Source organism: Carnobacterium sp., from assembly GCF_040274945.1.
Taxonomy (GTDB): Bacteria; Bacillota; Bacilli; order Lactobacillales; family Carnobacteriaceae; genus Carnobacterium_B.
In genome coordinates, this window is sequence record NZ_JBEMAR010000002.1 from 279,107 (window position 1) to 294,017 (window position 14,911).

Genomic DNA, 14,911 nt, shown 5'->3' on the forward strand with positions numbered 1-14,911 from the left:
TCTACAAAAAAGCACCACTCTCCCCGACCAAAGGTTAAAAGTGGTGCAACAATTAAAGACCCCTATTCAAAGTCTTTTTGTCTTACAAATATATTATCATAAAAAAGATAGCGAAACCATCCTCTTTTTGTAAGCCCCGCCCGGCGACCGAAAGGAGAATAAAAATGGTAAAAACTATTAGAACAAAACACCAAAACATTTTTAAATATGAAACAAAAAAAGGAATTAAATATCAAATACGCTTTAGCACTTTAATAAATGGAGTAAAGAAAGAATTTTCAAAAGCGGGTTTGAATAGTATAACAGAAGCAAAGTCTTTTTATAATGATTGGATTTATAAAATTGAAAACGACTTATTAACGGATCTAAGGTCTACCAAAGAATTTACCTTGAACGAATATTACGAAAAAATGAAAGAGTTTAAATTAGCAGCATCACTTTGGAACGCTAATACGCTAGAGACAAACGACTATAGATTTAATAAAGTAGTTGAACCTTTTGGAAATAAAAAGCTATCTGAAATCACAAGAATCGATTATCAAAAATGGATTAATGATCAATATAAAATACATGATTATAGCCAAGAAACAATATCAGGTTTTCATCGAGTGTTTATGTCTGTACTAAATGATGCAGTCGCTGAAGATTATCTAGATAAGAATAGATTACTAAAGGTAAACTTAAAAAAAGAAAATTATGCTCCCAAGAAAAAGATAGTAAATATTGAAGATTATTATACGTTTATGGAAACTGCAAAAACCGTCCTGCCAAACGATACCTATACTATGCTTTATCTTGGAACTTACGGGGCAAGACGTGGTGAAATATATGGAGTAAAAATAAACGCTATCCATTTCTTTGAAAAAGACGGAGTAGAAATTGCTCAAGTAGATTTATTCACTTCAAGAACAAAGAGATATAAAAATGGAAATAAAACTAAATCTAAAAAAGGTGAACGGATAATTATCGTAGATCCATATGGTGCAATGTTATTAAGAAGCCAAATTGATTACTCTAAAGAGATTAAGAAAAATCTTAATTCTATTATGCATAAAGATGACTTTATTTTTATTGATGTAGAATCAGGTAAACCGGTTCACATGGATAAAATGAATGATGCAATGAAAATAGTATCTAATGAATGCGGCATTAAGATGCATCCTCACATGCTTAGACATTTGTTTGCTAGTGCTTCAGATATCGTTGGAGTTGACGGAGAATCGCTTAGAGCTTTCATGGGACATGAAGATGAAGCAATGACAAACCATTACACTCATGCTACTAAAGAATCTGCTATAAAAATAATGGAGCAAACTTCTTCAATATTACACCCAAACAGACAATAATATTTTTTAGTCGGAACTTTATCGTAACTTTTACAAAATAAAAGACATCTAAGAAGATTGGACCTTCTTAGATGTCTCACAAACCTTGATATATCAATGCGGTCGAGAAGAGTCGAACTTCCACGGGAGATACTCCCACCAGCCCCTCAAGCTGGCGCGTCTACCATTCCGCCACGACCGCTGATTGTCAACAAAGATTATTATAGCAACGTTTATTAGTGTTGTAAAGAGCGATTTTTTTGTTTGAATTACTCTGAAAATAAAGTTGTCTAGCATCTTTTCAAAATCAAATCAAAAAATTTACCGTTAATAAAATCTCGCAGCTTTAAATAATCACTCAAAATACATCCATCTACCTGTCCCTTTAGCTTTATAATAGTTATGAAGAATATACCAAATCCTTTTTGCTGACAATCTGTCGTCACACCATTTACGAATCACAGATGTTGTTATTTTTTGATTTGGAAACAGTCTCTTATATTCTTGAGCATGCCGAATAACAATTTCTGAAATTAGTTCTACGCGACCGCAATGTTTGCATGTACAGGTCCATCCTCTAGTAAAATCATCCATAAATGTGCCACACTGAGAGCAAGTCATTCCTCTTTTTAATTTTTCACTTTCATAATTTGGGACGTCATGAAAAGGTGAATCCTCCATATGTAGTGCTTTCAACTCCTCAGCAATACGTCGGTGATTTTTGGTCAAACGAGCTGAGATAGAGTTTAATTGCACAAAATGTGTATTTAATAAAGTAGGCAGCACCAATTCTTCTAGAGGTGGTGCCTGATATAAAGTAAATTGCGGGTTTACAAACACTACATAAGCTTTAACTGAAAAGTTAAACCCCAATTGCTCAATCAATTGACGAAGCAACGTCTTACTACGATTTATTTGAATCAAGGGACTCATTACTTCTCTCTTGGTCGACAATTTGTACATTTTCTCCGCTTCAAAAAAGTATTCACCTTCAAAATTTTTCACTTCGTATATATAGATACCATTTGCCATAATCAACAATGAGTCGATTTGAAATACTGTTCCATTTATTTTCAATAGCAAATCATTTAATACTAGACAATCACATTTGAGCATTTCTGTCCTTCGATCTAAAATCTTCTCTCCTTCCAAACCTTTCACTAAATAAGCATAACGATTGCGATCGTCTTTCGATAAATTCGACCGATTCATCAAAGATTCCATTATCAACAAATTAGACGATTTTTCTCTTTCCTTATACACCATTCTTTTCTAAACTCCTCGCTTTGCAAATCTCTATAACCTATAGTACGCAAAAGCATCCAATTTCTAACTTTTATTTATAAACTATCGACTTGAGGGGCTTTACTGACTATTCTTTACCTTCTCAGTGAGCATTTCTCCTCTGTGACATTTCTACCCGACATTCATTGCAAAGATTCCTCTTCAACTATCGACTAGGATTGCTTTACTGATTCTTCTCGACTATTTCTAGAGCGCAAATCTCCTCTATGCCTCTTCTACCCGACTTTCCTTGCAAATTCCACTCAGGAATTGTCGGCTTGAAAGGTTCTACTGACTATTCTTTGAATTTTTCAAAGAGCAATTCTTCTCTATAACACTTCTACTCGACATTCCTGACACATTCCTCTCAGCAATTGTCGACTTGAGAGGTTATACTGACTATTCTCTCCCTTTTTCAGTAAGTAAATCTCCTCTATTACCCTTTCTGTGAAAATTTGATAGTAATCACAATGATTGTAAGGTTCTTTAGCTAATTGAAAAACATTCTATTTAAATTCCTGTAACCTTTCTATTGCTTTATGCTTTATGGTATGATTAAAGATACCTACTATCCTTGTTGAGAAAGTTGCAAAGGATTGAAGAAGTTAAGTTTAGCGACAGACACCACTATTAAATTCTCTGATAGATAGATGAGTAGAATTAGGTATGAAGGTTAAAAAAACGAGTGTTAGAAAGGTGATATAATTGAATTTTAAAGAGTTCGAAGAGTATTTAGACGCTAATTTGGGAAGTAAAAGTATCTTTTTCGAAAAAGCTATGGACGATCAACTTAGACGTAACGGCAGAAGACCCCCCGCAAAAAGATGGAATGAAGCAAAATTAGAACGAGCTGTTAATAGAATGTGGACAGATATCGTTAGAAGTATCTATGATAAATTTAAAACAACGATTAACACTAAGTCTTCTGATCCTTATCAAGCTTGGATTGAATTTTTTGAAAAGAATGAAGCTTTAGAAAACTTAGATGAAATGATGAATGATTTAGAATTTGAATAATTTGACGGAATCATCATCTGCATAAAAAAAGAGTTCTGACATTTGTCAGAACTCTTTTTTTTATAATTTAATTTTTGTTTAAGTCTCAAGATAACGAGCTTACATCATGCCGCCCATTCCAGGATCCATTCCCATTCCGCCCATTGGAGCGTCAGGTTTTGGTTGGTTTGCAACAACTGCTTCAGTTGTTAACAATAATGCTGCAACACTAGCTGCATTTTGCAAAGCTGAACGAGTTACTTTAGTTGGGTCAATGATCCCAGCATCAATCATGTTTACCCATTCATCAGTAGCTGCGTTGTATCCTACGCCTAAGTCTACGCTTTTTAGTTTTTCAACAATTACAGATCCTTCAAGACCGGCATTTGTCACGATTTGACGAACAGGTTCTTCAAGAGCACGAATCACAATTTTCACACCTGTTGCTTCATCGCCTGTTGCTTCAATTTCTGATACTTTACGTTGAACATTGATTAAAGCTGTTCCACCACCAGAAACGATTCCTTCTTCAACAGCTGCACGAGCTGCATTTAAAGCATCTTCAATACGTAATTTACGTTCTTTCAATTCTGTTTCAGTAGCAGCTCCAACTTTGATAACTGCAACTCCGCCAGAAAGTTTAGCTAGACGTTCTTGTAATTTTTCTTTATCAAATTCAGAAGTTGTTTCTGCTGCTTGAGCTTTAAGCAAGGCTACACGGTGTTCAATAGACTCTTTTGAGCCAGCTCCTTCAACGATTGTAGTAGCATCTTTCGTCACAACTACTTTACTTGCATGTCCTAATTGACTGATTTCAGTATCTTTCAATTCAAGACCTAAATCTTCAGTAATAACTGTTCCGCCAGTTAAGATAGCAATATCTTCAAGCATAGCTTTACGACGATCACCAAATCCTGGAGCTTTAACTGCTACAACATTAAATGTTCCACGTAATTTATTCAATACTAATGTTGGAAGAGCTTCTCCATCAACATCATCAGCAATGATCAACAATGGACGTCCTTGTTGTAAAATTTGTTCCAATAAAGGAAGAACTTCTTGAATATTCGAGATTTTTTTATCGGTAATCAAGATATAAGGATTTTCTAAGTTTGCTTCCATTTTATCGTTATCTGTTACCATGTATTGAGAAAGGTAACCACGATCAAACTGCATTCCTTCAACTACGCCTAATTCTGTTTCGATTCCTTTAGATTCTTCAATTGTAATAACGCCATCTGTTCCAACGCGTTCCATTGCTTCTGCAACCAATTCTCCTGTTTCATTGCTTCCTGAAGAAATAGCAGCAATTTGCGCAATTGATTCTTTTGAATCTACTTTTTTAGAGATAGCAAGCAATTCTTCTACAGCAACTCTTGTTGCCATTTCAATTCCACGACGAATCCCAACTGGATTAGCTCCAGCTGTTACGTTTTTCAATCCTTCGCGAACGATAGCTTGAGTTAAAACAGTTGCTGTTGTAGTACCATCTCCAGCAATATCATTTGTTTTAGAAGCAACTTCTGAAACAAGCTGTGCTCCCATATTTTCAAAATGATCTTCTAATTCAATTTCTTTTGCGATTGTAACACCATCGTTTGTAATAAGTGGTGAGCCATAAGATTTTTCTAAAACAACATTTCTTCCTTTGGGTCCTAATGTTACTTTAACAATATCTGCTAAAATATCTACTCCACGTAGCATTGATGCACGTGCATCTTCAGAAAATTTAATATCTTTTGCCATTTTTTCCTTCACCTCATCCATTTAGTTTGTTCATTTGTTTTTATTTATCTGATTAATCTATAACTGCAACGATATCGTGCTCTTTTACCACTAAATATTCTTTTCCGTCATACTTCACTTCTGTTCCAGCGTATTTTTCAAATAACACAGTGTCGCCTACTTTAACGGACAAAGCCAATGTCGATCCGTTTTCTAAAACGCGACCTTCCCCAACAGCTATTACAGAACCTGTTTGAGGTTTTTCCTGAGCTGAACCTGGTAAAACAATACCACTGATTGTTTTTTCTTCTTCTTTAGCAACTTCAATGATGACACGATCTCCTAATGGTTTTAACACGTAAATCCCTCCATCTAAATTATTTCTTCATTTTTAGCACTCAAACATATCAAGTGCTAAACTACTTCTTTATAATAACAAATATAAAAAAGATTGCAAGAATTTTCACCTTGATTTCTATTCCTGTTTAAGTGGTTATTGGTTTAATGTATATGATTTGGTGCCATCTATTGTTATACCCCTTTTTACCCCTTTTATGTTATACTGAAAAACGAAGTTATTTCAGTTTACATAGAATAGAGCCGACTTCTTTATTAGAAAAGTTTTCTATTGGATGCTGTGGTTGCTATTTACTAAACTGTGTATCAATAAGCGTACGCTATCTTGAAAAAAGAAGGTCTTAATCATATGAAGAAACTTACGAGTCACACATCGATTTTAATTATATTATTTTATTTAATTGCTCAATTTTTACCGGCCATCATTATTTCCCTAGCTCCAAAAAATTTACAGACTGAAGCTTCCGTTTATGGGACGGTTTTTAGTTTTACTTTAGGTGCAGTAGTTATGCTTTTACTGAATCGAAAATCTACCATACGAAATTCTTTGACTTTGAGTCCATCATTACCTAGAAAGAGTATTATTTATTGGGGTATCGCCGGGATCCCTCTGGTTCTTTTCGCTCAATACATGGCAAACTTAATTGAAACTTTACTATTAGGGATTCCAATAGACTCCGTTAATACTCAAAATATACTTGTGTTCGTTGACAATTATCCAATTTACATAATTGTTGTCTCTATTATGGGACCAATCATGGAAGAATTTGTCTTCAGAAAAGTTATTTTTGGTTTTTTATATGATCTCACGGGTGGAATAGGCGCAGCGGTGATCAGTTCTCTTATCTTTGCTTTCATGCATTTTGATGGACACATTTTATTGTACTCAGCTATGGCTTTTGTCTTTTGTTTTCTATATAGTAAAACTAAAAATATTGCCACTCCTATTATCACCCATATTATTATGAACACAGTAGTTATATTAGTAAATTTCATATAAGTACGTGCTAAGTGTTAGAAAGGAATTTTCATTTGATAAATAAACGTAATTTTATAATGCAAATTGTTTTTACTTACTTGATGTCAGGAGTATTCATCTGGTTTGCGATTGATTCTGTGGGGAACTCAGGTTGGACATTTTTTTCTGTCCTCTATGTCGTTTTTTCTACAAGTTATTTCGTTAGAGCTTCAAAAATACTTGAAGTTTACTTTAAAATAAAAAAAGGACCCAAACCATAAACGGTTTGGATTCTTTTTTTTTACGCATTTTCAGGTTTGTAATGATCTAAGAAATAAATCAATGTTTGCAGTTCATTTGTCAGATCAACGTTTTGAACTCTCACATTGTCTGGTACAGATATTCTAATAGGAGTAAAATTCAAAATTCCTCTTACATTTGCTTCAACTAAGCGTTCTACTGTTGCTTGTGCTACATCTGATGGAATAGTGATAATGACAATTTCTATCTGTTGAATTTTCAATTGTTCAACCATATCATCCATATGATAAATAGGAACACCACTTAAAATAGTGCCAACAATTTCTTCATTTATATCAAAAGCTGCACTTATTCGCATGTTGTTGCTTTGATGGAAGTTGTAATTCAATAAGGCATGTCCTAAATTCCCTACTCCGATTAAGGCAACATTGGTTAATCGGTCTTGTTTAAGTGTTTTGCTAAAGAAATTCATTAAATCTTCAACATCGTATCCGTATCCTCTTTTTCCTAAAGCACCAAAATAAGAGAAGTCTCTTCGAATTGTTGCACTATCCACTTTGATAGCGTCACTCAATTCAGTTGAAGAAACACGTACTTTTCCGGAATCATGTAAGAATCGCAAATAGCGATAATATATCGGCAATCGCCTAGCCGTTGCATTGGGTATTTTCTTCTCTACCATTCTTTTTTCCTCCATCAGTCATTAGTCTACTTTCTTGGTTGATTTGTTGTTTCATTTCACAAGCAAATCGTTATATCTTTTTCTTCACAATCTTTTTATAGTGAACGTTCTTATTATATCATTTTTTAGTTTTAATACTACCACTAATTTCAAAAAAATAGTAACAACCTTTTGCTCTCAATTTATTATCTTATTAAAATTCACAAGAAAGATTGTGAAGCCACTTCTGAAAAGTTAGCTTTTCTTGGATTGTAATTTCCCTCGCCCTCGATATGTGCTAAACTATTATTGAGAATGATGAAATGAGGACCAAAACTATGATTCTATTACAAGCGCAACATGTTGCCCGTTATTTTGGAGCAGATGTGTTATTTGAAAATATTTATTTAGAGATTCAAGAAAACTCACGCATTGCATTAGTGGGTAGAAACGGTACCGGAAAATCAACACTTTTAAAAATGATTGCGGATATCGAGCAACCTGATGCTGGGAAGATCGTTAAAGGAAAACAAGTGACTATTGGCTATTTAGCTCAAAACACTGGTTTATCTTCTGAAAAAAGCATTTGGGATGAAATGTTAACCGTCTTTGAACCGGTTATTCAACTCGAAAAAGACATGCGTACAATTGAACAACAACTCGGAGATCCTGCATTACTTTCTAATGAAGAACTCTACAAGTCAACTTTAAACCGCTATGATCACCTTCAAAATCGCTTCCGTGAAGAAAATGGATTTAGTTATCAAGCTGAGATTCGTTCTGTCTTGCATGGCTTTCGTTTTTACGAAGACGATTATTCCAAACACATCAGCCAACTTTCTGGTGGACAAAAAACACGATTAGCTTTAGCCAAATTGTTATTAGAGAAGAAAGACTTACTGATTCTTGATGAGCCTACAAACCATTTAGATATCGAAACGTTGAGTTGGTTAGAAAATTATTTACAGGCTTATACTGGAGCACTACTGATTGTCTCTCATGACCGTTACTTTCTAGATAAAGTAGTCAATGAAGTTTATGAGATCAGTCGACAAAAAATCTCTCATTACAAAGGAAATTACTCGAAATACTTGGACTTAAAAGCTGCTCAACTTGAACAAGAATGGAAAGAATTTGAAAAACAACAAGGGGAAATAGCAAAACTAGAAGACTTTGTCAGCCGCAATTTAGTCCGTGCTTCAACAACTAAGCGCGCACAAAGCCGACGGAAGCAACTAGAAAAAATGGACCGGATTGATAAACCTCAAGGAGATGAAAAATCTGCTCGCTTCTCTTTCAAATCAGAGAAAGAAAGTGGAAATGTTGTCTTAACTTTGGCTAATGGTGCCATTGGATACGATGATACTATTTTATCTAGTCCTATTGAATTAGATGTTCGAAAATACGATTCGATTGCTTTAGTGGGACCAAACGGGATTGGAAAATCAACTTTATTAAAATCCTTAATTGGACAACTTCCTTTGATTCAAGGCGAAAAGCACTTAGGAACAAATATATTATTGGGTTATTATGACCAAGAACAATCCGATTTAAATTCAACAAAATCTGTATTGGCTGAACTCTGGGATGAACATCCGACTACTCCTGAAAAAGATATTCGCTCCATTTTAGGTAGTTTCTTATTTTCTGGTGCCGATGTAGAAAAATCGGTCTCTTCACTAAGTGGAGGAGAAAAAGCACGTTTGGCTTTAGCTAAGCTGGCGATGAATAAAAACAATTTTCTAATGTTAGATGAACCAACAAACCATTTGGATATCGATAGTAAAGAGGTTTTAGAAAATGCATTAATTGATTTTGATGGAACGCTCCTATTCGTTTCTCATGACCGCTATTTTATCAACCGAATTGCAACAACGATCATCGAACTCTCTGAAAACGGTAGTACCCTTTATTTAGGTGATTACGACTATTACCTTGCAAAAAAAGCAGAGCAAGAAGAGTTACGTTTATTGGCCGAAGCGAAGACCGCTGATACGTCCAAGGTTGAAGCTATTCCAACAGTCAAAGGAAATCGTGAAATCAATAAGGCTGAACAAAAGGTCCTTCGACAATTGACACGTCGTATTGAAACAATCGAAGTAGAAATGGATGAACTTGAAACGATTATTACAAACTGCGAAACACAATTAATTGATCCAGAAGTATTTGGTGATCATTTACGTGTACAGGAACTGAACACAGAAATTAATGTTGCTCAAGAAAAACTAGACAGTTTAGTGAGTGAATGGGAAGAAAAAAGTTTACAAGTAGAAGAATTACAATAAAATCAAAAAAGGGTGGGACTTTTGTCTCACTCTTTTTTGGCTGTATAATTTTTGATGTGGATGAATGGGCACCTAAACCTTTTTGAGCGGGTTATTTATAAAGTAAGAGCGTTCTCCCTCATAAATAGCAACTAAAAACAGAGTGGACTGTGAGGTAAAAGAAGCCTACCTCACAAACTCATGCAAAAGAGGCGCTGTTTTACCACTTAGACGAGCCCTATCTCGTAAGTGACCTCAAGAATGGGAGCACTTTTTTAGATAGGAGAGCTCTAGCTCATAATAGGAACTGAAAACAGATTGGAATGTGAGGTAAAAGAAGTTCACCTTTTGCATAAGAGTCAGCGATTTCAATCCTGAATTCATTGGGATTTCTGGAAGAATCATGGTTGCTTGTAGTTATGAAAAGGATGACAGACGCTGCCGGTTGAGGATTGGTAGCGGATCCCATGGCTTTCGACAATCACACACGTCTATTCGGGAAGAATGGTATACTAAAAAAAGTCAAAGCATCAACATCCGCTTTGACTTTTTTCAGTATACTTATCTATAGTATTTGATGAAGATCCTTTTTTGAGTGCTATGATTCTCATTGTTGTTAAAATAATAACTACGCTTAGTAAAAATTTCTGAAGGAATAGGGGTTGCTTGTAGCCATGAAGAGCATTAGCAATTATGTTCTTTTTGAGGCTTGAGAGCCCGAAGATAAAATGCTTCAGGTGTGCCATGGCTCTATACAAGCAAATCCGTTCATTCCAGAAGAAATTTTTTAAACGCCAAAATCATTTAACGATGCTCTTTTTTACTTTGCTTTAGGACTGTTTATTTCCTCACGTAATTTTATACCAGTCCTAGTTAAAAGTTAATCCTGGTTTAGCATTCAACGCATAATCCGTAAAATGATCTTTTTGATACTGAATTGAAGCGGCCGCTCCAATCATAGCTGCATTATCTCCACACAGCGACAATGGTGGAATAATCAATTCTACATCCGGCAATTCTTCAGCCATTACTTTCGTAAGCGTATCACGCAACCCTTTATTTGCCGCTACTCCTCCTGCCAAAACTAATTGCTTCACCTTAAATTCTTTAGCAGCTCTTAGCGTTTTTGAAACTAAAACTTCAATCACACTTGCCTGAAAACTAGCAGCTAAATTTATATTATTTAGCGGTTCTCCTTTTTGATTGGCATTATGAACAGTATTGATAAAAGAACTTTTTAATCCACTAAAACTAAAATCATAGTTATCTTCTTTCAACATAGCTCTTGGGAAATGATAAGTGTCTTCTCCAAGATGAGCCATCTCGTCTATCTTTTTCCCGCCAGGATAAGGCAATCCTAATACGCGACCGATTTTGTCATATGCTTCTCCTGCTGCATCATCTCTTGTTTCACCAATAATTGTGTAGTCCCCATCTTCTTTCATATAAACCAGTTCAGTATGTCCCCCGCTAACAACTAATGCTAAGAGTGGAAACACAAGCGGTTTAATCAAACGATTGGCATAAATGTGGCCTGCCATATGGTTAACCGCAATCAACGGTAATCTGTGCGCAAAAGCAATAGCCTTTGCAGCGTTAACCCCAATTAATAGTGCACCAACTAATCCTGGTCCTTGTGTAACAGCTACTGCTGATAGATCCTCATAACTAACGTCTGCTTCAGTCATCGCTTCCTCTATGCATTGGGTAATCTGTTCAACATGATGTCGACTAGCGATTTCAGGCACCACTCCACCAAAACGCATGTGGCTTTTTATTTGTGAAGCAACAATATTTGAATGGACAATCGTCCCATCTTCAACCACAGCCACACTGGTTTCATCACAACTTGATTCAATTGCTAAAATTAGATTTCTCTTTATAGTCATGCTTTCACTCTTTCTGTACTAGAATCTATTCAACCTATGTCTCTGTTTTTAAATCTTCAGCTGCATGATCAAGGCATGATCAACAGGGTCATGGTAATAATTTTTACGCAGCGAGATTGTTTCAAAACCTGCTCTTTCATATACAGCAATCGCAACTTTATTCTGCTCTCGAACTTCTAAAAAGACTGTTTTGATTTCTTCAACTTTTAACTGTTTGATAAATGCACTTAAAAAGGATTGACCGATTCCTTGATTTTTAAAAGGTTTTAGAATCCCAAATGTGGTGATTTCTACCTCATCAAAAAGTTGAGTATACCCTATAAACCCAACTTTCTCTGCTTTTTTCAAAGCTATTCCGTATTTGTTATGGGATCCTGCTAATTCACTTTTATACGATTCAACAGGCCAAGGGCTCCCATTAGGATAACTGCTTTCAGCCAATTGAAACAATTCATGTGCTGTTAAATCCCTACTTTGATTAAATAAAAAAACGGTCTTTTCATTTGAATAATTATCCATTGTTCAGTTCCTCATAACGGCTTACTCATTTCCAGTGCATCTTCTCGGTCACCGGTATAGTATGCTTTTTTTATCTTCCCTTTTTCAAAACCAATTTTACTGTACAAACGTTGTGCAGTTTCATTTGAAACGCGAACCTCTAAACTCATTCTTTTCATGCCTTCATGTTGGGAAATTGTTTGCAATTCCGAAATCAAAAAAGTAGCAATTCCTTGTTTTTGATGAGCTGGAATGACAGCTACATTTGTTACATGAGCTTCTTCATCTACTAACCAAGCGCCTATAAAGCCGATTGCTTGGTTAGATTTTCGAACAATTAAGTAAATAGAGCGAGTATTTGTTTTGATTTCGTGTTCTAATGCTTTTTTATTCCACGGTGTTTTTCCATTGTAACAAAGTGTTTCTATTTTTAAAATATCGGAAATATCAGTTTCTGATCCAATTGAAGCTTGCAAAAGAGAGCCATCATCCAACTGAAAGATTTTATTTTCAAGTTGTGCTCGTTTCGCCAACTTTTTATTGGAACCCATTTGATTAGTAAGCGTAATAACATCCTCATTAATAAACCACTGCTTAAATTTTTTCAACATAGGCTTCCTCCAGTTGATCTGGATGCTCTTTACGCCAATTTTCCTCCGCTTCTGCTAGTTTCAAATAGTCAGGCGTGAACATGTGTGCATCTACAGGTTCTTCCTTTATCCCTAATAAACCTAAAACACCAGCTTTTGGCAGATGATCTTTTAATGGCGCTTCAAACACCCGGTTCGTTAAATGCTGTTCAAATGTATCTGTATATAAAGAGCGGTCTTCTCCAATTAATTCAAATGTGCCTTCTCTTTTACTTAAATGCTCAGCCCATAATTCTGCTGAAATATGTGTATCGGGTTCAATTTGAACCAATTTTCCATTTTGCCATTGGTATAAACCGGTATAAATATTTTTACGACGAGCATCAAATAAAGGAACAAGATAGTGTGTTGAGGACTCACAATTTCCTGCTAGTGTTTTCAAACTAGAAATACCAACTAATTCAACACCCAAAGTCCACGCTAACGTTTTAGCAATCGTTACACCAATTCTCAGACCCGTGTAAGAACCCGGCCCTTTAGCAACCACTATTCGATCTAGTTCACTAGGTTTCCATTGAACATCATTCATTAACTCATCAATAGCAGGCATCAAACGCTCACTATGATTCCGTTTAATAGTTGTAGTCATTTCTCCTATAATTCTTTCTCCATCTAACACTGCAATACTCATTGCTTGATTAGAAGTGTCTATTGCCAATACTTTCATGAGACGACTCCCTTTTATATGACTAGGCCATTTATTCTAATTTTATTTTAGCACATATCTTATAAAAACTTAAATTCCTTATTTTTGTAAACTAACCTGAAAGCGTATTAGTTGATTTTTTATTTACAAGAAGTTATGCTTCTTTATGTAAAAGATAGTTATTATCTCATCTCCAAAATTTTTGAGTTTACACCTAAAATTTTAGTTAGATAATAGGTTCACTGTCAAAAAATCTAGTTTCATAGGAGGAATTGAACATGGAAAAAGATAACGGAATGAAAGATAAAGCAAAAGGTATTAAAGACAAAGTCGTTGGAGAAGCCAAAGATTCTTACGGTGATGCTACAAACGACCATAGCAAACAAGCTGAAGGTAAAGCTCAAAAAGCCAAAGGCGAAGTTCAAAAAAAGGTCGGCAAAGTGAAAAGCGACTTAGATGACAAGAACAACAAGTAACCTTTAACCTTGTTTCCCCCTAAAGAGTACTGCTAACGTGGTGCTCTTTTTAACTTAACTTATTTTTTACTAAGGAGATTATAATATGGCTAATATCCTAATCACTGGTGCAACGGGAACCATTGGAGAAGTCTTAACAACTCATCTTAAAAAGAACCATAAGTTAACTTTAGTAGATATCGATTTTTCAGATTCAGATAAAGAACTTGTAGATGGTACCATTACAAAAGAGTTAGATTTATCCGTTTTAGATAACTGGAATGGTCTATTAAATGGAGTAGATTACGTCATTCAATTAGCTGGAGATCCTAGCCCTGACGCAGAATTTTATGATAGTCTTTTAGATTTAAATTATAAGATTCCACATAATCTTTACTTAGAAGCTTCCAAAAATGAATCCATCAAACGGATTATTTTTGCTAGTTCGATCCATGCTGTTGATGCTTATCCGCAAAATGTACAAGTCGCTACAAACGATCCCGTACGTCCTGCTGATTTGTATGGGGTGTCTAAAGTCTATCTAGAAGGTTTAGCCAGCCATTACGCTTTTACAGCCGGGCTAGAATCGATTGGCCTTCGAATTGGAGATTTTAAAGGCGATGACTTGCCTGCATTAGCTACACCGGATGCCATGTCCAATTACTTATCAGGCAAAGATATGTGTCATCTTGTAGACTGTTGTTTAACTGCAACACTGAAAGAACCTTTCTTACTGGTTAATGGTATCTCGAACAATACTTTCCCACGTTTAGATATTGACCAAGCTCGCGTTGATATTGGCTACCAACCACAGGATGACGGTTTTAAACTACTCGGTTACTTTACAAAAGATGAATAAAAAAAGAATGGGATAAAAAGCGTTTAGACCCGAATCTTCTAACGCATACCTTATCTCTAATGCGAATAAATTCGCAAGAGCTA

Annotated in this window: 14 protein-coding genes and 1 tRNA gene; 6 read left to right on the top strand and 9 right to left on the bottom strand. The window is 35.3% G+C overall.

Annotation, left to right across the window (positions count from 1 at the left end):
• Positions 1-164: 164 nt before the first annotated feature.
• A complete protein-coding gene (locus tag ABS916_RS03790; protein ID WP_350450646.1) occupies positions 165-1,346 on the top strand; it encodes a tyrosine-type recombinase/integrase in 1,182 nt (393 codons plus the stop codon).
• 97 nt (positions 1,347-1,443) lie between these two features.
• On the opposite strand, the gene ABS916_RS03795 is transcribed toward ABS916_RS03790, so the two are convergent.
• Positions 1,444-1,527, bottom strand: a tRNA-Leu gene (locus ABS916_RS03795).
• 152 nt (positions 1,528-1,679) lie between these two features.
• Complete coding sequence (locus tag ABS916_RS03800; RefSeq protein WP_350450647.1) at positions 1,680-2,591, bottom strand: nuclease-related domain-containing protein; 912 nt, start codon at positions 2,589-2,591, stop codon at positions 1,680-1,682.
• Positions 2,592-3,314: 723 nt separating this feature from the next.
• On the opposite strand from ABS916_RS03800, the gene ABS916_RS03805 reads away from it, so the two are divergent.
• Positions 3,315-3,626, top strand: a complete 312-nt coding sequence (locus ABS916_RS03805; RefSeq protein ID WP_350450648.1) for a hypothetical protein — start codon at positions 3,315-3,317, stop codon at positions 3,624-3,626.
• Positions 3,627-3,725: 99 nt separating this feature from the next.
• Here ABS916_RS03805 and groL read toward each other — a convergent pair whose 3' ends face one another.
• Complete coding sequence (gene groL, locus ABS916_RS03810; protein ID WP_350450663.1) at positions 3,726-5,351, bottom strand: chaperonin GroEL; 1,626 nt, start codon at positions 5,349-5,351, stop codon at positions 3,726-3,728.
• A 52-nt stretch (positions 5,352-5,403) separates the two neighbouring features.
• Entirely contained in the window at positions 5,404-5,688 is a 285-nt protein-coding gene (gene groES / locus ABS916_RS03815; protein WP_013711397.1) for a co-chaperone GroES, read from the bottom strand.
• 348 nt (positions 5,689-6,036) lie between these two features.
• Here groES and ABS916_RS03820 point away from each other — a divergent pair, with 348 nt between their 5' ends.
• Entirely contained in the window at positions 6,037-6,687 is a 651-nt protein-coding gene (locus ABS916_RS03820; RefSeq protein WP_350450649.1) for a CPBP family intramembrane glutamic endopeptidase, read from the top strand.
• Positions 6,688-6,946: 259 nt separating this feature from the next.
• Here ABS916_RS03820 and ABS916_RS03825 read toward each other — a convergent pair whose 3' ends face one another.
• Entirely contained in the window at positions 6,947-7,588 is a 642-nt protein-coding gene (locus ABS916_RS03825) for a redox-sensing transcriptional repressor Rex (protein ID WP_350450650.1), read from the bottom strand.
• 317 nt (positions 7,589-7,905) lie between these two features.
• Between ABS916_RS03825 and ABS916_RS03830 the strand changes: the two genes are divergently transcribed.
• The gene (locus tag ABS916_RS03830; RefSeq protein WP_350450651.1) at positions 7,906-9,852 is read left to right on the top strand and encodes an ABC-F family ATP-binding cassette domain-containing protein; all 1,947 of its coding nucleotides are present in this window, start codon (positions 7,906-7,908) and stop codon (positions 9,850-9,852) included.
• An 848-nt stretch (positions 9,853-10,700) separates the two neighbouring features.
• On the opposite strand, the gene tsaD is transcribed toward ABS916_RS03830, so the two are convergent.
• From tsaD to tsaB, 4 genes are read right to left on the bottom strand one after another with little or no spacing between them, the layout of a single operon-like run.
• A complete protein-coding gene (gene tsaD, locus ABS916_RS03835; RefSeq protein ID WP_350450652.1) occupies positions 10,701-11,720 on the bottom strand; it encodes a tRNA (adenosine(37)-N6)-threonylcarbamoyltransferase complex transferase subunit TsaD in 1,020 nt (339 codons plus the stop codon).
• Positions 11,721-11,768: 48 nt separating this feature from the next.
• Positions 11,769-12,239, bottom strand: coding sequence for a ribosomal protein S18-alanine N-acetyltransferase (gene rimI, locus ABS916_RS03840; protein WP_350450653.1), 471 nt, complete (start codon positions 12,237-12,239; stop codon positions 11,769-11,771).
• A gap of 11 nt (positions 12,240-12,250) precedes the next feature.
• Positions 12,251-12,829: a ribosomal protein S18-alanine N-acetyltransferase gene (rimI, locus tag ABS916_RS03845; RefSeq protein WP_350450654.1), complete on the bottom strand. Its 579-nt coding sequence runs from the start codon at positions 12,827-12,829 to the stop codon at positions 12,251-12,253.
• Positions 12,813-13,535 (bottom strand): tRNA (adenosine(37)-N6)-threonylcarbamoyltransferase complex dimerization subunit type 1 TsaB, encoded by a 723-nt coding sequence (tsaB, locus tag ABS916_RS03850; RefSeq protein ID WP_350450655.1) that lies wholly within the window; start codon positions 13,533-13,535, stop codon positions 12,813-12,815. The genes rimI (ABS916_RS03845) and tsaB overlap by 17 nt, the downstream gene beginning before the upstream one ends.
• Before the next feature lie 257 nt (positions 13,536-13,792).
• Here tsaB and ABS916_RS03855 point away from each other — a divergent pair, with 257 nt between their 5' ends.
• Positions 13,793-13,990, top strand: a complete 198-nt coding sequence (locus ABS916_RS03855) for a CsbD family protein (protein ID WP_035020045.1) — start codon at positions 13,793-13,795, stop codon at positions 13,988-13,990.
• Between the two features lie 85 nt (positions 13,991-14,075).
• Positions 14,076-14,828 (top strand): NAD-dependent epimerase/dehydratase family protein, encoded by a 753-nt coding sequence (locus ABS916_RS03860; protein ID WP_350450656.1) that lies wholly within the window; start codon positions 14,076-14,078, stop codon positions 14,826-14,828.
• Positions 14,829-14,911 lie beyond the last annotated feature (83 nt).